The organism is Arthrobacter sp. efr-133-TYG-118, assembly GCF_030209755.1.
In the GTDB taxonomy this organism is placed as follows: domain Bacteria; phylum Actinomycetota; class Actinomycetes; order Actinomycetales; family Micrococcaceae; genus Arthrobacter.
Window position 1 is genome coordinate 145,194 of the sequence record NZ_JARVRH010000006.1, and the last position, 16,595, is coordinate 161,788.

Below are 16,595 nucleotides of genomic sequence, written 5' to 3' on the forward strand. Positions count from 1 at the left end.
AGGTCTAGCGCAACAGACGCCCGAAAGGCCAACTCACATCCAGATCGCCAACATTCTAGGAGGGTCAAGTGCCGAACATTACATTTCCCGTTGAAGCCACACACATCATGATGTTCGCTCGCGCCATCGGCGACGACAACCCGGTTTACCGTGACACGCAAGCGGCGAACGAGACTGAGGCAAAGGGAGTGATTGCTCCTCCCACCTTCGTTCAAGCCGTCGCGCAATTCGACCCTCAGCAGGTGCGACCGAGGCCCGGCGAAATGTGGTTCGGTTCCGGCAAGTCGCCGACGGGATCGACCGACAAGCCGGCCTCGGGAGGCAGCCTGCACGCCGAGCAGGAATACACCTACCACCGAGCACTGCGACCCGGAGACGTGTTAACCGTGGAGATGGAGAACGGAAAGGTCTGGGAAAAGCAAAGCAAACGCAGAGGAACCAGCAAGTTGATCTTTCGCGAACGCATCACGACCTATCGCGACGCGAGCGGCGAGCTGGTCATCACAGCCCGCAACGTCGGCGTTACGATCCTGCCTCTCGTCGATGCGGTGTTAGGAGAGGGCTAATTATGGCTTTGAAAGCCTCGCAACTGACGATTGGCCACACCCATCGTGAGCGCGTCTGCGAGAACCTATCGCGTACTCAGATTGTGCAGTACGCCGGAGCGGCTGGCGACTATCACCCGCTCCACACCGATGAGGTCTATGCGACACAAGTCGGCGGCTACACCGGCGTGTTCGCGCCCGGCATGCTGACAATGGGGCTGACGGGCAAGATGCTGACCAACTGGGCCGGTGACACGCGACTAACGAAGTTCGGCGTCCGGTTCACGGACAAAGTCTGGCCCGGTGACACGCTCGAATCCGAGGCCACCGTTAGCGCCATCCGACACGAGAATGGCGAATACCTGGTGGACCTCACCGTGTCCACAGTCAATCAGGATGGCGAAATAGTCGTCTCGGGCCGTGCAACAGTTCGGGTTGATCCGTGAACCGATCACAACAGAGTCTCGAGACCAGAACCGGCGGGCACTCACGGATGAGCGCATCGCTTGACCTTGATCACCTGCGTACATGGATCGGGAACGTCGAGGAAGCGACAGACTTGGTCAGCGCGCGCGCAGTCCGTGCAATGCAAGCAATTCTGTCTGTGAGTGCTACAGAATGTCAGGTCGGCGCCGCTGCGCCGCCGTCAATGCATTGGTGCTACCTACTGAACCTCACGTCCGGACCCGGCGCCGCCACCGGAACCGATGACGAGCGCGGCTTCGTGCCACCAGTGCCGTTGGCGCAGCGAATGTGGGCCGGCGGCAAGACCGAGTTCATCGAACCGCTGCGCGTGGGCGACCAGGTGACTAGGCGATCCGAGATCGCCGGTGTCGAGCTGAAGTACGGCCGTTCCGGCCCGCTCTGCTTCGTCACGATCCAGCACACATACTCAACGGCACGAGGAGTCGCAACCAAGGACACCCAGAACCTGGTCTTCCTCAACCCGGCACCCCAACCCACGGTCAAGCCAGCGCCGACACCACGACCACCGGCCCGTAGGACTCAGCATTCGAGCGTGATGCACGCAGACGCCGCCATGCTGTTCCGGTACTCGGCACTGACTCACAACGGTCATCCCAGTCACTACGACCGACCCTATGCGACCGACATCGAGAAGTCTCCCGGGTTGATGGTCCATGGGCCCCTCCAGGCGGCAATACTGCTCGAATACGCGATCCAACTACACGGCGCCGAGCCGCCGAAGAACTTCAGACACCGAGGTGTCGCGACGATGTTCGAAGGGGAGTTCACTGTCAACGCCAACCCTGTGGTGAATGGGATCGAACTTTGGACCGCAGATCCGGCCGGCACCCCTTGCATGACTGCGGAGGCGACATGGTGAGCGCCGACGACTCATCCGCCAAATGGAATTCTGAATGCAGACCATTCGAAGGCGTGCGGATTCTCGATTTCACCCAGCTGGTCGCTGGTCCCTACGCGACCTACCAGTTCGCCCTGATGGGTGCCGATGTCATCAAGGTCGAGCGACTCGAGGGCGAGGCTATGCGCTCCTGGGACCTCAGCAACACTCTGCTGAGTGGAGAATGGATAGAACGAGGTCTCGCTCCGAGTTGGCAGGCGATCAACGCTGGAAAGCGAAGTCTCGCCCTCGATTTGCAAAGGCCACAGGCCGTCGAAATCGCAAAACGACTGGCCAGTACGGCCGATGTGGTGGTCGAGAACTTTCGACCTGGCGTGATGGACAAACTGGGGCTTGGCTACGCAGCGTTGTCCGAGCTCAATCCGCTCCTCATTTACTGCGCCCTCAGTGCGTTCGGTCAAACGGGTCCGGAACGACTCGGCGCCGGCTACGACGGAAAAATTCAAGCGATGTCCGGGATCATGGCGATGAGCGGCCACCAAAGCACGGGGCCAACCCGAACTGGCTTCTCACTCTGTGACATCGTGGCCGGAGCCACCGCAGCATTAGGGATCTCGAGCGCCCTCTTTCAACGGACGCATACCGGCAGAGGGCAACTGGTCGATGTATCGATGTTGGAGGCCACGCTCGCGTTCCTTTCGGGACCTATAGCCGAGCACACCATCGCCGAGGGACAGCCGTCTCAGCTGCGAGGTAACAAGGCGGCCGTGCCGACGCCAACAGCCGACGTTTTCGAGACCGGCGATGGCGCCATTCTCTTGTCTGTGGTCACCGACAAACAATTCGAGGCGTTGATGCGAAGCCTCGGCCGCGCCGACGCCGCCCAAGACGCCCGATTCTCGACTGAACCGATGCGCCGCGAAAACGAGGCTGCGCTTCGGCGGGTCATCGAGACCGCACTGACAACAAAGTCTGCGAGGGAGTGGGAGACGGTCCTCAACTCTGCTGGCGCTCCATGCGCGTCCATCTGGAAGGTCGAAGACGTAATCGACCATCAACAGATCGTCGCACGCGATGCAATTCACGAGCTCGATACCTCCCATGGCAAATTACGTCTCGCCGGTCTCGGTTTTCAATTGGCCCATGGCGGAGGCCATTTAGATCGGATGGCGCCAACCCTGAGCCAGCACACGGATGAAGTTCTTGCCGAAGCAGGGTATGCACCGCACGAGATCGCGGCACTACGCACAGCGGAGGTCATTTGATCACCCAATTCGGAAGATTACAGAAATCATAAAGCAGGTCAAGTAAGACGATCGACCGCGCAGAGATGACGCGGTCGGAGGAGGTGTGCGGTGGACTTCGAGCTCACTGAGGATCAAGCAACAAACCAGGACGCTGTTCGCGAGCTGGACGGCAAGTTTGACGACCTGCACCCGATCGGGATGAATCAGGGCGTACAGTTCCTGCTCGCGGACTCGCTGGCGCGACTGGATACAGCGGAGCTGGCGCTGCGAAAAGTGACCCGGCTATACGACCAGGGAAAGCCGTGTGGTCGCGAGGCAAACACGGTGAAGTACCTGCGCGCCGACGCTGGCTTCGAGGCCATGGACTGTGCGGTCCAGACACACAGCGGGATGGATTACTCCGAGGAGTACAACGTGGCACGGTACTTCCGGGAGGCACGCCCGCTCAAAATCGCACCGACCTCGCAAGAGATGGTGCTCAACTACATAGGCTCGCACCTGCCGGGCCTGCCGAGGAGCTACTGATGCCTGCCCTGGACGTATTTTCACTCGACGGCCGCACCGCATTGGTCACCGGCGCGGGCAGCGGCATCGGGGCGGCGGTTGCGAGGGCGTTCGCGCGCGCCGGCGCCGCGGTACTCGTCACGGACGTGAATGAGGACGCCGCACGCATTGTCGCGAATCAGATCGTCGAGGCCGGTGGCAAGGCGGACAGCCAGGTGCTCGACGTCCGTGATCGTGCGGCGGCGGACGCCACTGCCGCGAAGGCCTCGGACATGGGTGGTGGAGCGCTGCACATCATGGTGAACAACGCGGGCGCGATCGCTCCGGCGATGTTCCCCGAGCTGAGCGAGGAGGCCTTCCGTCGGATCGTCGAGATCCACTTGATCGGATCGTTCACCTGTACGCAGGCTGCGCTGCCATTCATCCCTGACGACGGCTCTGGCCGAATCCTCAATGTCACCTCGGCGGCGGGGCTGGTCGGGACGATCGGCCAGGCCAATTACGGCGCTGCCAAAGCCGGGATCATCGGCCTCACCAAGTCTCTGGCAAAAGAACTGGCGCGCAGGCAGATCACCGTCAACGCCTTGGCGCCACTGGCGGCCACTGCTATGACGGAGAACATCCGAACCAACGAAAAGCTTGCGGCGAAGAATCTTGCGCGGATCCCGTTGCAGCGCTGGGCAGAACCGGACGAGATCGCATCAAGCTTTATTTTCCTCGCCTCGGCCGCGGCAGCGTACATCACCGGTCAAGTACTGCCGGTCGACGGCGGGATGGTCATCTGATGAGTCCTTTCACAGGCCGCGAAGTCTTTATCGCCGAAGCTGCCCGCACGCCCTTCGGGAAGTCACACGCCGAGAAGGGCTGGTTTCGCGACACACACCCCAACGATCTTCTCGGTGCGGTCTACCGCGACCTGCTGCGGCGTGCCGGGATCGCGCCCGGGGTCGTCGAGGACCTCGTAGTGGGCTGCACGGCGGCATTCGGCGAGCAGTCCCGCAACATCGGTCGCAATGCCTGGCTGCAGGAGGGCTACCCGCCCGAAGTCCCGGCCGTCACGCTGGATCGCCGCTGTGGGTCCGCGCAGACCGCAAGCGCGATGGCAGCGTCGCTGGTCGCATCCGGCGTACACGATCTCGTGATTGCGGCGGGCGTGGAGCACATGGGCCACATCCCGATGAGTTCCCCGGCGAAAGTCTCCGAGCTGTACGGCGAGCCCTGGACCGCTCGGATGTGGGAGCAGTTCGACTTCGTGACGCAAGGCGAGAGCGCCGAGCTGATCGCCGAGCGCTGGGACGTCTCCCGAAAGGAGATGGACGAGTTCGCGGTGCGCTCGCACAGGCTGGCGGCCGAGGCGATCTCGGCAGGCCGGTTCGACAGCGAGGTGATCGGCTGGGAACTCGACGGCGAGGTGCGCCGCAGCGACCAGGCGGTTCGGCCGGAGACCACTGTCGACACCCTGGCTGGGCTCAACACGGTCTTCCGCAAGGAGAACGGTCGGATCACCGCGGGCACCTCATCGCCGATCTGCGACGGCGCGGCGGGCGTCTTACTGGCCTCACAGCGCGCAGTCGACGAGCACGGACTCACTCCGCGGGCAAAGATCCTCGACCAGACCACGGTCGGCGTGGATCCGGTGATCATGCTGACTGGCCCCATTCCGGCTACCCACAAGTTGCTGGAACGCAACGGACTCAGCATCTCCGACATCGACCTGTTTGAGGTCAACGAAGCCTTCAGCTCGGTGGTACTTGCCTGGCAGCGTGAGCTGAAGCCGGACATGGACCGGGTCAATGTCAACGGTGGCGCCATTGCCCTAGGCCACCCGGTGGGTGCCACCGGTGGGCGGCTACTGGCCACGATTGTAGCCGAGATGGAGCGTCGCGACGTCGAGCTGGGACTGGTCACGATGTGCTGCGGCGGTGGGCTCGGGACCGGGACCCTTGTTCAGCGGGTCTGACGATGATCGATCTCCGCCGGTTCATCAAGCCCGGCGACGGTGTCTGGTGGAGCCAGGCAGGGGCCGAGGCGGCGCCGTTGGTCGACGCGCTGCTCGATCAGGTCGCCGACATCGGGCCGGTCCGCGCGTTCAGCGGCCTCACCTTCAACCGCAGGCTCCGCGAGGTCCCTGACCAGCTCACGCTGACCTCCTACGGGGCAATGGGGGAGTTGCGCCGGGCCCGTGGGCTGCAGGTTGTGCCCGTGCACTACTCACAGCTCCCCAGGTTGTTCGCTGAGCGCGCTCTTCCCGGCGACGTAGGGTTTCTGCAGGTCGCACCGCCGGGCCCGGACGGGGTGTGCTCATTCGGTATCGGGGTGGACTACGCGGCCGACGCTGCCCCTCAAAGTCGGCTCCTAATCGGTGAGATCAACCACCGCATGCCTGCCACCACCGGCACGCCGGGCATCCCGCTCGACCGGTTCGCCGCTGTCGTCGAGACGGACCGGCCCATTCCGGAGGCGCCGGGCCGGGCCCCCGATGCCGTCGACGAGGCGATCGCCGCCCGCGTCGCTGAACTGGTCGAGGACGGGGATACTGTGCAGATGGGCGTCGGCGCGCTGCCGTCGGCGATCATGGACGGACTCGCTGGGCACCGCGATCTTGGCTTCCACTCCGGAATGCTCACCGACGGCGTGCTGCGACTGGTAGAGAAGGGCGTGCTCAGTGGACTGCACAAAGAGATCGACGCAGGCCTGCTGGTGACGGGCACCGCAATTGGCAGCGCTGAGCTGTACTCCCGGTTGGGCGAGTTGCCCGTCGTGTTCCGGCCGGCGAGCTACACCCACAACCCCGGCGTGCTCGCCCAGTTGCGCCGGCTTGTGGCGATCAACTCGGCCCTCGAAGTGGATCTGAGCGGTCAGGTGGGTAGCGAGGTCGCAGGCGGGCGATACCTTGGCGGCATAGGCGGTCAAGCGGACTTCTCGGGTGCGGCGGCCCGCACCGGCGCGCGCTCCATCATCGCGCTGCGCTCCTCCTCGCGCGGAGCCTCGACCATCGTGCCTGCGCTCAGCGGACCCGTCAGCACCGCCAGAGCGGACGTCGACGTCGTCGTCACTGAGCACGGGGCCGCGTGGCTGCGTGGGGTACCGCTATCAGGGCGAGGAGAACGGCTCGCCGCGATCGCCGCCCCCGAGCATCGGGAAACACTTTTCCGCGCACTGAAATGACCAGGCAGGTTCAGGTCCCAGAGGTCGGGCTGCTCGCCTTCACCGGTCAGCGGGGCCTTTCGGTGCGGCTTTGGTCGGAATTCCGATGCCGAGGTTGACGCAGTGACGAAGCTGGTAACCAGGCATTTGGCTCGGCCGTGAGTCTCCACCGGGACGTGAAGGTGTGATTCGCGTTACCGGCCAACGACTTCTAGCCGATGGCGGAGGCTTCGATAAGAGCCCGGACATCTCTCGGTATGCCGAAAAGCACCCATATGTCGGCCAGTAGGGAGTAGGGAGCGATTTGATTGAGCGTGTCCTGTCTCAGTTAAGTTGCCCAAGACCTCAATAGGCATCGGCAAGCTGTAGAATCACTGGGCTCTGTCTCAAGCGAGGCATTCACCTTCCGGTGAGGGCTTCAGTCGGTGCAGACAGTTGTCATAGCTCCCACTCGTCGCGTTCACGGATGGAACCGAATGGCACGGAAGGGCCGAGCCGAACAGTAAAGGCGTCCACGCTGTCGCGCGTGACGAGAATTCCGCATTGCTGCTTAGTGGCCGGCCCGAGGAGTTCCTCCACGGCCTGGTCAAGCTGGGAATCGAGATTCGAACGGGAAGTGGCCGTAACGGACCTCGTAGTCGGTGCTGGAGGGAATGTCATGGTAATTCCTGGAAAAGGTTGGTGGAGTCTGAGAGGACGGCGGGGCGGGGGACTAACATTTGTGCATCGGGAACTGGGACATTCTTGACCTGCATCGGGACATGCACGGTTAGCAGCAGCCCGTTGGCGGCAGCCATTGGCTTATCTCCTCGTCCCCGCGGAGATACCTCTGCGTAAGCCGGGCGGGGCCCGAAGCGGGTGCATGGCGAACTTCTTCGCACGACCAAAAGGTCGTCGACGTCATGGAGCTTTCCTTGAACCAAGACCTGCGGAGCTTCGCGGCCGCGGTGCTGTCCGTCAGCGGGTCTTCTTCGCTGGAGACCCGATCTGCAAAGAAACCGGGCCCGAAATCTCCGCGTCCCCTCAGTTCAGGCTTCGAAATTGAGGTGGACGTTCTTGGCTTGTGTGTAGGAGATGAGTTCCTCGATGCCTTCTTCGCGTCCCAGCCCGCTGTCCTTGACGCCGCCGAATGCGGTGCCGTGGACGTGTTTGGATACCTCGTTCACCCACACGTAACCGGCCTCCACATCGCGTGCAAAGCGGTGGGCCGTGCGGAGGTTTTCGGTGAACACACTCGCGGTGAGGCCGTACCGGACGTTGTTGGCGATCGTGAGCGCCCCGTCGTAGTCGTCGAATGGCATCGCTGCCAGGACCGGGCCGAAAATCTCTTCCTGGGCCAGACGGGACTTAGGGTCAACATCGGCGAATAGCGTTGGGCGGACAAAGAAGCCGTTTGCGAACTCGCCCTCTGTCAGTGTCTGCCCGCCTGCGATCAGGCGGGCTCCCTCGTCGTGACCGATGGCGATGTAGCTGCGGACCTTGTCATACTGCACCGCGTTGACGATGGACCCGGTTTGGGTTGATTCGTCGGTCGGAGAGCCGGATTTCATCCCCTCGATATTCTCGGCGAGGGTATCAATAAAGTTTGCGTAGATGTCGCGGTGGACTATCAGTCGGCTGGTGGACCCGCATGATTGTCCCTGCCAGGTGAAGTTCATGCCGCGCTGTGCTGCGAGGACGGCCTTGTCGATGTCTGCGTCTGGGAAGACGACCAGTGGGTTCTTGCCGCCCAACTCGAGCGTGACATTCTTGACAGCGACTGATGCCGCTGTGGCCTGGATGGCACGTCCGGTGTCGGCAGAGCCGATGAAGGCCAGTCGCCGAATGTCGGGGTGGCGAACGATGGCGTCGCCGGTTGTGTGGCCGTAACCGGTCAGGATGCTCAGCAGGCCTTCGGGAATGATGCCCTGTGCAAGTTCTCCCAGTCGCAGGGCCGAACGGCTGGTGTGCTCACTCGGCTTCACGATCACCGCGTTGCCGGCTGCGAGGGGTGCGGCTATCTTCGATGCGGCAAACATGAACGGGTGGTTGAAAGGAATGATCCGGGCCACAACGCCGTACGGTTGCAGTAGCGTGAAGTTGATTCGATCGAAGCTGGAGGGGATGGTTTCGCCCCGCAGCTGCAGCGTGAGGCCGGCGTAGTAGCGCAGGCTGTCGACGGCCATGCAGGCGTCGCGACGCATTTCGCGGATCGGGCTACCGTTGTCGGCAACGTCGAGATCGGCCAGTTCTTCGGCGTGCTCTTCGATCACTGCGGCCAGCCTCGTCAGTACGGCGCTGCGTTCTTCCGGGGTCGATTTCTTCCACTGCGCACTGGCACGCTTTCCGGCGAGCACTGCGGCATCCACGTCTGCTGCGGTGGCTGCCGGGAATCTGGCAGTCAGCTCGCCCGTAGCTGGATTGACGGCATCAACTGTGGAGCCGTCGGATGCCATAGCTTCTCTGCCTCCGATCCACATGGGCGTGGTCGTGAGGGCGGTGTTGTTGAGGGTGGTGGTTGTCTTCACGATCAGATCTCCTGAGAATGTTTAGCGGTTGGGTTCGACGGGGAGGGCGCGCACGAGGTAGTCCCACAGGGCCTCGAGGTGGGCGGGTGGCCAGACGGTTTTCCGTTTGGCCAGTGATTCTTCATCGGACGGCCACATCAGGCCGGTGCCGGTGTTTTGTGCGAGTAACTGTTGGCTGCACGCTTTTTCAAGCAGCACGGCACGTACAACAGCCTCCTGGAGGGTTTCTCCGGTCGTGACGATGCCGTGGTTGACCATGAACGCCGCTCTCTGGTCGCCGAGGGTCTGGGCCAAGGCGCCGCCCAACGACCGGTCAACAATGAGGTTCGCCGTCAGGTCGAATCTTGGTACGTCAGGAGGGGTGAACAGCGTCCCGGCGTGTGACAGCCCTCGAAGGGACAGGCCCGTCGCAGCCAACGCGATCGAGTGCGGTGGATGCGTGTGCACGACGCCGCCGATTTCCCGGTTTGCCGCCATGATTTCGGTGTGAATGGGCCACTCCGAGTGGCGTGGCCGGTCCCCTTGAAGAATGTTGCCGTCGCCGTCGATCAGAATGACGTCGTCTTCGAGAACCTCTTCGAATCCGAACCCCGCTGGTTTCATCCAGAACCCCCGGCCGGCTGCGTCTCGCACGGCGACGTGACCCCAGATGTAGTCGTCGTGTCCGTTCGCCTTGAGGACCCGGCAAGCCTGTACGATCAGATGGCGGGCTCCAAAATCCCCGCCGCCGCCGGTGGTCATTTACTTCGCTCCGGTAGTCGACGCGGTAGGTCCGATGGAATCCAGGTGAACCCGCCGGGGTCACGGCGCAAATGACCGTGTCCGGGAAACGGAAAATGGTAGCCGAAGACTGCGTAGCGGTTGGCATCGACGTAGTCGTAGATCCGCACCCGTTGCTCGGTGGCTCCGGTTCCATCGTGATCGAACATGAAGTTCCACTCCGGATGTTCCAGCAGTAGCACCTGATGGTGGCAGAGGTCGCCCCAACAGATCATTGTTTGGTCCCCGCTGGTGATTTCATAAACGATGTGTCCCGGGCTGTGTCCCGGTGTGGCAATGGCGCGGATGCCCGGAGCGATTTGTTCTCCGCCGTCCAGCAAGATCAGGCGGGAATCGTAGGCTGTGATGTTTTTGTGGGCTCCTTTGATCTGGTCTTGCTGATGCTCGGTGGGTGCGTCGGGGACCCGCGATAGGTCTGTCCAGTGCTGGTAGTCGGCTCGGCCGATGGCGAGGCTTGCGTTGGGAAAGAGGGGTGCGCCCGCGCCGTCCGCCAGGCCCCAAGCGTGATCGGGATGTGCGTGGGTGAGTGCAACCAGGTCGATCTGTTCCGGCTCTATTCCGGCTGCCCGCAGGTTGCGGATCAGGAGGCCTGCTTCGTCACCGAATGTCTTCAAGCCGAGTTCGGGATCGGTGCCCACGCCGGAGTCGAACATCACGAGCGTATCGCCGGTATTGACCACGAGTATGTTCTGGTTGAGGTGGACGGCGTCGGTCGGCAGGTAGTGGCGAGTGAGTAACTCGTCGACTTCTGCCGGTTCGGCATTCGGGAAGCTTTCCCTGGCCGGCCCGAGCCGGATGATGCCGTCCGAGACGACGGTGCACTGCAGTGAGCCGTGTTCGAAGCGAGCGAATCCAGGGGGAAGTTCCGTTGGCGGGTGGCCGGTCACGGCTGCGACACGTTCTGATGGACCAGCGCGCCGGCCTTGTGCAGGATCATCATGAGTGCACTGTCTGTGGCCTCGATGCGGTTATTGAGCCGGAACGGATGACCCGTGCTCGCAGTGATCATGGCATCCACCTCGGCGGGACCGATGGCTCCCTCTGCGAATCTGGGTGTGAAGCCGATACGCTCATACAGGGGAGCGAGCTGATCAACAAGCGCCTGTGTCGCCGGGGAGGAGATCCTGCGGTTAAATACAGCCACGTGCGGGAGCAGGATGCCGTTTTGCAGTCCGTGAGCGATGTGCACGGACGGTGCTGTTGACAGAGCATGCACCAGTGCGAGTCCGCTGTTGCCGCAGGCCATGTTCGCGGCACAGCTGGCTTCAATGAGAACCTGCAGCACGTCGTCATTCGTGCCAGCCGCGTTTGCCCCGGACGAGACTCCAGCTGCGGCTACTGGAAGGGTGTCGATGATGGTCTGGGCGGCATGCTGTCCCAACGCCTCGGTGAATAGCGAGCTGCGGCGCGCCCAACTTGACTCGATACAGTGTGAGAGGGCGTCCAATGCAGCGAAAACAAGAGGGGCCCACGGCAGTTCGCGGAGCACTGTCCCGTCGAGTATGGCGACGCGGGGCTCGCAGCCGGGGGAGCGAACAACGAGTTCGTCCTCCCGGCCCTCTTCGTGCAGAACGAGGACAGTGGATACTTCGCTGCCGCTGCCTGCTGTTGTCGGAACGGCGATCGTAGGTGCAGGGGGGAACTCAACCTGGCCGACGCCCTTATACTCATCGATGCGTGCAGGGTTAGTGAGCCGGATGGCAACGGCCTTGGCCGCACCCAGTGCGCTGCCTCCTCCGACGGCGAGAACAACGTCGCCGCGCACCGCCCGTGCCTCGTGGGCCGAGATCTCGACAGCGTGAACATCCGGATTCGGGTCAATGAGCAGTCGCCCGGCAATTATCTCCGCGGGTACGTCACGGAGAATACTATCGAGCAGCCCTACCTCGTCGATTCCTCGGTCGGCCACCACTACAAGGCGTTCGGCGCCCAGCCGCTGAATTTCAGCAGGCAGGGACGCCAAGCTCCCGAGGCCGGTGATGACCCGCGTCGCAACAGTGAATTCCTTATTCAAGTGAGCTTCCTTCGTTTCAAGAGTGGTTGTCTTTGGTGGCACGCGCTGGTGTCGGTGGACAGATCAGGCCCAAGGGGGCTCAGCGGCGCAGAAGACGGGAACGGGCGATAGTCGAAACGGTGACCGCGATGATGAGGGCGGCCCCGTAGAAGACGTTGCTCACCCAGCTGGAATAGCCGAGCAGCTGGAGTCCGACGATGCCGGTCACAAGGAAGTAGATCGTAATCAGGGTGCCGATGGGGTTGAAGGTTCCTGGGCGGACTACGGCTGTGCCAAGGAATGTTGCCGCGAGAGCGGGCAGAAGATATGACCCCGAGGTGCTCGGGTCGAACCCCCCGACGCTCGCGGCAAGAAGAACACCCGCCACTCCGGAACTTAGCCCGGAAAAAATGTAGGCGCCGTATCGAATTCGCTGGACTTTGATTCCGCTCAGCCGAGCCACTTCACGGTTCGCGCCAACAAAGGTCATGTGTCGTCCGAGAGGCGTGAACGCGAGAACCACCGCGAACGTGATCGCTACGATCAGTCCGTAGTAGAACGAGATCGGGAGGCCCAGTACATTGTAAACAGCCGCATTTGCCAAGCCGGAGCTGAGTCCGGTCACCGCCACGAGGTTGGATATAGCCTGCGCTATTCCGAGTAGCAGCACACTCATGCCCAGTGTGGTCACGATGGGATCGATAGCCAATTTCACGATAACGAATGCGTTGACACCCCCGGCAGTTGCCCCGACCGCCAAGGCGATGATCACGGCAAGCCATTCCGGCACACCCTGATTGACCACCAGTACCGGCAGAACGGTCGCCGAAAGCCCCATCATCGACGCGATTGACAGGTCGAATTCGCCGACAACGAAGGTGCAAACGGCAGCCATCCCAAGGAAGACCAACGTCGATTGTGAACCGAATATCGTCTGGAAAGTCCCGAACGTGAGAAATGTCCTGGGGGCGAGCCCGGCGAAGAAAGCCGCCATGAGGAGCCAAACGAAAACGATCCCATAGCGGGAGGCGATCCGTCGCCGGAGATCGCCGAGGCTGTGACGCTCCTGCGCTTTGGCGCCCGGTTCGGCGGGAGACTTTTCAGTTGAAACACCCGCATCGGCGGCGATGGATGGGTGGGGTGAATTGCTCATGGTGCGATCCTTCGGAATCCGTGTGATGGTGGGCATTGCTGTCTACGATCAGTGAGTTCTTGTCTCATGCGATGGCCTCAAGGACCTGATCAGGGGTGAACGGACGGCGCAGTTCACGGGAGATCCGACCTTCGGAGAGTACGACTATCCGGTCGCAGATCAATGCCAGATCTTGCGCTTCGATCGAGGAGACGAGAACGGCCGCGCCATCCGCGGCCACTGCGCTGATCGCGCGGAGGATATCCGCCCGAGCCCCGACGTCTACGGCTTGCGTAGGTTCGTGGAGAACGAAAAAACGAGGTCTCTGCAGCAACCATTTGGCCAGCAGCAATTTCTGTTGGTTGCCTCCGCTGAACGATCCCGCCAGCTGCTCTGGATCGGGCGGCGAGATGTTAAGCATGGCGCACGCCGTCATGAACTCTTGGCGCTGCCACGCACCGCGCAGCACTCCACGTGGCGAATTGGCGCCGACGCGTGGCAAGGTGACGTTGTCCACGGCCGTTTCACCGACGGCGAGTCCCTGTCCGGCGCGGTCGTTCGGCACGAGAACGACGCCGTCGGCCAAGGACTGCTCAACGTGGAGGCTTCCCAGATTACGGACGTCTCCCGTGACGTCGATCGTCCCTGCCGCCTCGGAGGTATGGGCGCCGGTGATGAGGTAAGGCAGTTCTTCATGTCCGGCTTCGGTTGCTCCAATGACTCCGAGAACTTCTCCCGCCTTTACGTCGATGTCGATCCCCCGGAGGATCGACCCGCTGACAGCTCGGAGCTGCACCACGCTGTCTCCCTCCGGCGACACGTGGGTCGCAATATCCGGTGACTTTTCGACACGGCTGAATCCGACCAGTTGGCGCCCCAGGATCTGCTTGGAGAGTTCTGCCTCTGACATGCCGCGGGTGGAAACGCCCGCGGCCGTGACGCGGCCATCACGAAGGATCGTTGCGCGATCCGCCAGGGCGAGAACTTCATCTAGCCGGTGACTGACGATTACGATGGATGTTCCCTGCCGTGCCAGTCGTCTGATCGTGTCGTAGAACTCCGGAAGAACCTCCCGGGAGAGCGATTGGGTCGACTCATCGAGAATGACGCATCCGGACCCGGGGACGATCGACTGAAGGGCCCGACCGATGGCCACTGTCGCACGCTGGCCAACGTGCAGCTGGTCGACGAGCCGGTCAGGATCGATGTCCGAGTGCATGCGTTCGAGGGTCTTCCTTGCCTGCTCCCGCTCGTAGGACCAGTCGATAAATTGGCCGAAGCGCCGCTTGGACAAGGTGCCGAGCCGGATATTTTCCGTGACCGAATGTCCAGGGATCAGCCCGAGGCTCTGGTGGACGATGGTCACACCATGGTTCATGATGCCGACCGGGGTGACCGGTTGCATGACGTCTTGTCCGTCGACGCGGATAACAGCGCCGCTGTCAGGGCGGTAGAGCCCCGACAGCACCTTGATAAGCGTTGACTTTCCGCTGCCGTTCTGGCCCAGCAGGCCGTGGATCTCCCCGGGAAGCACCTCGATACCGGCATCGCTCAGGACGGTATTCCGCCCGAAGGTCTTGTTGATGCCGGCCATCAGCAGCCGCGGCTCGGTGCGGGCCCCGGAGTAGCCGATGTCAGATTGTGTGTGCGTTGTCATTCGTCGTGCTCCAGTGCGTTTGCTGCTTGAGGATGCTTGGGGGAGGGGCCAGGGACGCGGCTCTAGCCGACGGACCACAGTTTTTTGTACATTGCACGGAAGTCGTCGTCGGACGTCCATTTTCCGCTTTGCCAGCCTGCCTGGGTGAGCTCGAAATTTCCGATGTTGGAGCTGGTGAAGGTGCGGATCGGCGTGCGGTACGCCTCGACGTTGGGGGTCTTGCCCAGCATGAGTCGGAGCATGATGTCCGACTCGTTCCAGCCCAGGGCGGCCAGGCTGTATCCGGTGTCCGCGAAGGCGGCTCCGTCGTGAACTCGCTGGAGTCCGTCGAGTTGGCCGAGCATGGTGACCACTTTGACAGATGAGGATTTGTTGAGCTGACGGATTGCTTGAACGACGGGTGCGGCGAAGGAGTCGAATTCGGGATACACATAGCCGATGTTGGGGTTCTTTACCAGTGCCGCACTGACTTGGGCCGCCAGGTTGGACACTGTCGTGCTGCCGACCTCGACTGTGTCGATGGTGCAGCCGGCGCAAGTGTCTTGGAGGTATTTCTTCATGCCGACGTCGAAGGCATGAGTGGTGACGCTGCTGTCGGTGACTTTGATCATCAGGACGTTGGCTTTGCCGTCGGAATCCTTGATGATCAGGTCGTCGTTGATTTTCGCCTGGTCGACGAAGTTTGATGGGAATGAGGCTGCGAGCTTTTCCCACCCTGCGGGAACTGTGGCGTCCTTAGCGTTCACGAACTCGAGCGGAATTCCGGCTGCGATGGCGGAGTTGTAGGCCTGTTGGGCGAATTCTGGCGGGATGGAAGGGCTGATTATTCCTCCTGCTTTGGCGGCGATCGCCTGATTGACACATTTTGCGACAGCCGCTGGGTTTGCCTCGCCATCACAAAGTTGCAGTTTGATGCCTACGGCGGCGAAGGCCTCGGTCGCGGCGGCCTGTTCGACGGAGAAGACCGGTGCCTGGCTGGTGATGGGAATCCAGTAGACCGTCTTGCCCTTGAGTGCACTCACGTTGATTGCCGGCCCGGGCGCAGGCACGCTTGCATATTCTTTGTTTTGTTCGACCACGCCTGCGCCCGAAGCGGACGGGTTCTGCGTCGATCCGGTGGGGGCGCAGGCTGCCAGTAGCGAGATCGCTGCTGCCGCCGTCACGATCGTCAGCGGTTTTCGGTAGGTTCTGCCCTGTTGCCCTCGGGCTGATGTGTGGTTCATGCTTCTGTTTCTCCTTCGCGTCGTTGCGAAACTTCGGGTCTTTGGATGTCGCGTCGTGGGGTGCGGTGCAGCGCCAGGAACGTGAAATATGTCCCGGAGGCACTTTTTCGTGCCAACGCGGGCTTGATCCTGGGCCGGCTTGCAGCGTGGCTTGAAAACGATGACCGACCGGTCTACCTGGTCGGAGGAACGGCCGCGGTCATCCCCATCGAACCGGACTCGGACACGGCTACATCAGGTTCGCTGTGAGTCCGTTGTCGCTCCGCTGCGGCCACCACTTTGGTGTGCAGTCGATAGTGATAATGAACACACCATAACGTAGCTATGTCCTATTTACAAGGAATGGATACGCGAAAAACAGGATCTCGCATCCGACGCTTCTCCGGGGAGAGTTTCATGAAGGTGTTGACAGGCGGGGAACGATCCTGTGCGGCCCGCCGCCCAACGCGCGGCGGGCCGGACGGTGCCTGTCCCATTGACTGAGGGTGGGCCTGCTCATTGTCTTGATTCCACGGGGCCTTCGGGTCATTCCGCCA

General features: G+C 62.1%; 16 protein-coding genes. 8 read left to right on the forward strand and 8 right to left on the reverse strand.

All coding sequences use genetic code 11. From position 1 onward, the window contains the following. Window positions 1-68 precede the first annotated feature (68 nt). The 8 genes from QRN59_RS05785 to QRN59_RS05820 all read left to right on the forward strand — a co-directional run bounded on the left by QRN59_RS05785 (window position 69) and on the right by QRN59_RS05820 (window position 6,788). Window positions 69-566 carry an FAS1-like dehydratase domain-containing protein gene (locus QRN59_RS05785; protein ID WP_284981545.1) on the forward strand — a complete coding sequence of 166 codons (498 nt, stop codon included), beginning with the start codon at window positions 69-71 and terminating at the stop codon, window positions 564-566. Window positions 567-568: 2 nt separating this feature from the next. Next, window positions 569-991 (forward strand): MaoC/PaaZ C-terminal domain-containing protein, encoded by a 423-nt coding sequence (locus QRN59_RS05790; RefSeq protein ID WP_284981546.1) that lies wholly within the window; start codon window positions 569-571, stop codon window positions 989-991. Between the two features lie 158 nt (window positions 992-1,149). Continuing rightward, window positions 1,150-1,890, forward strand: a complete 741-nt coding sequence (locus QRN59_RS05795) for an HTD2 family dehydratase (protein WP_284981547.1) — start codon at window positions 1,150-1,152, stop codon at window positions 1,888-1,890. Further along, a complete protein-coding gene (locus QRN59_RS05800) occupies window positions 1,884-3,134 on the forward strand; it encodes a CaiB/BaiF CoA transferase family protein (RefSeq protein ID WP_284981548.1) in 1,251 nt (416 codons plus the stop codon). Before QRN59_RS05795 ends, QRN59_RS05800 begins: the two co-directional genes overlap by 7 nt. A 90-nt stretch (window positions 3,135-3,224) precedes the next feature. After that, window positions 3,225-3,641, forward strand: coding sequence for an acyl-CoA dehydrogenase family protein (locus QRN59_RS05805; RefSeq protein ID WP_284981549.1), 417 nt, complete (start codon window positions 3,225-3,227; stop codon window positions 3,639-3,641). Further along, on the forward strand, window positions 3,641-4,405 hold the full coding sequence (locus QRN59_RS05810; protein WP_284981550.1) for an SDR family NAD(P)-dependent oxidoreductase: 765 nt from the start codon (window positions 3,641-3,643) through the stop codon (window positions 4,403-4,405). Before QRN59_RS05805 ends, QRN59_RS05810 begins: the two co-directional genes overlap by 1 nt. Then, a complete protein-coding gene (locus QRN59_RS05815) occupies window positions 4,405-5,580 on the forward strand; it encodes a thiolase family protein (protein ID WP_284981551.1) in 1,176 nt (391 codons plus the stop codon). Before QRN59_RS05810 ends, QRN59_RS05815 begins: the two co-directional genes overlap by 1 nt. Before the next feature lie 2 nt (window positions 5,581-5,582). Next, on the forward strand, window positions 5,583-6,788 hold the full coding sequence (locus QRN59_RS05820) for an acetyl-CoA hydrolase/transferase family protein (RefSeq protein ID WP_284981552.1): 1,206 nt from the start codon (window positions 5,583-5,585) through the stop codon (window positions 6,786-6,788). A gap of 417 nt (window positions 6,789-7,205) precedes the next feature. Here QRN59_RS05820 and QRN59_RS05825 read toward each other — a convergent pair whose 3' ends face one another. From QRN59_RS05825 to QRN59_RS05860, 8 genes are all read right to left on the reverse strand, one after another. Then, the gene (locus tag QRN59_RS05825) at window positions 7,206-7,427 is read right to left on the reverse strand and encodes a hypothetical protein (protein WP_284981553.1); all 222 of its coding nucleotides are present in this window, start codon (window positions 7,425-7,427) and stop codon (window positions 7,206-7,208) included. Between the two features lie 368 nt (window positions 7,428-7,795). Next, entirely contained in the window at window positions 7,796-9,274 is a 1,479-nt protein-coding gene (locus tag QRN59_RS05830; RefSeq protein WP_284981554.1) for an aldehyde dehydrogenase family protein, read from the reverse strand. Between the two features lie 21 nt (window positions 9,275-9,295). Beyond that, window positions 9,296-10,015, reverse strand: coding sequence for a class II aldolase/adducin family protein (locus QRN59_RS05835; RefSeq protein ID WP_284981555.1), 720 nt, complete (start codon window positions 10,013-10,015; stop codon window positions 9,296-9,298). Beyond that, window positions 10,012-10,941: an MBL fold metallo-hydrolase gene (locus QRN59_RS05840; protein WP_284981556.1), complete on the reverse strand. Its 930-nt coding sequence runs from the start codon at window positions 10,939-10,941 to the stop codon at window positions 10,012-10,014. The genes QRN59_RS05835 and QRN59_RS05840 overlap by 4 nt, the downstream gene beginning before the upstream one ends. Beyond that, window positions 10,938-12,068 carry an iron-containing alcohol dehydrogenase family protein gene (locus QRN59_RS05845; RefSeq protein WP_284981557.1) on the reverse strand — a complete coding sequence of 377 codons (1,131 nt, stop codon included), beginning with the start codon at window positions 12,066-12,068 and terminating at the stop codon, window positions 10,938-10,940. The genes QRN59_RS05840 and QRN59_RS05845 overlap by 4 nt, the downstream gene beginning before the upstream one ends. Window positions 12,069-12,147: 79 nt before the next feature. Then, window positions 12,148-13,200 (reverse strand): ABC transporter permease, encoded by a 1,053-nt coding sequence (locus QRN59_RS05850; protein WP_284981558.1) that lies wholly within the window; start codon window positions 13,198-13,200, stop codon window positions 12,148-12,150. Between the two features lie 64 nt (window positions 13,201-13,264). Then, window positions 13,265-14,836 (reverse strand): sugar ABC transporter ATP-binding protein, encoded by a 1,572-nt coding sequence (locus QRN59_RS05855; protein WP_284981559.1) that lies wholly within the window; start codon window positions 14,834-14,836, stop codon window positions 13,265-13,267. A gap of 62 nt (window positions 14,837-14,898) precedes the next feature. Continuing rightward, window positions 14,899-16,059, reverse strand: coding sequence for a sugar ABC transporter substrate-binding protein (locus QRN59_RS05860; RefSeq protein ID WP_284981560.1), 1,161 nt, complete (start codon window positions 16,057-16,059; stop codon window positions 14,899-14,901). Window positions 16,060-16,595: the final 536 nt, after the last annotated feature.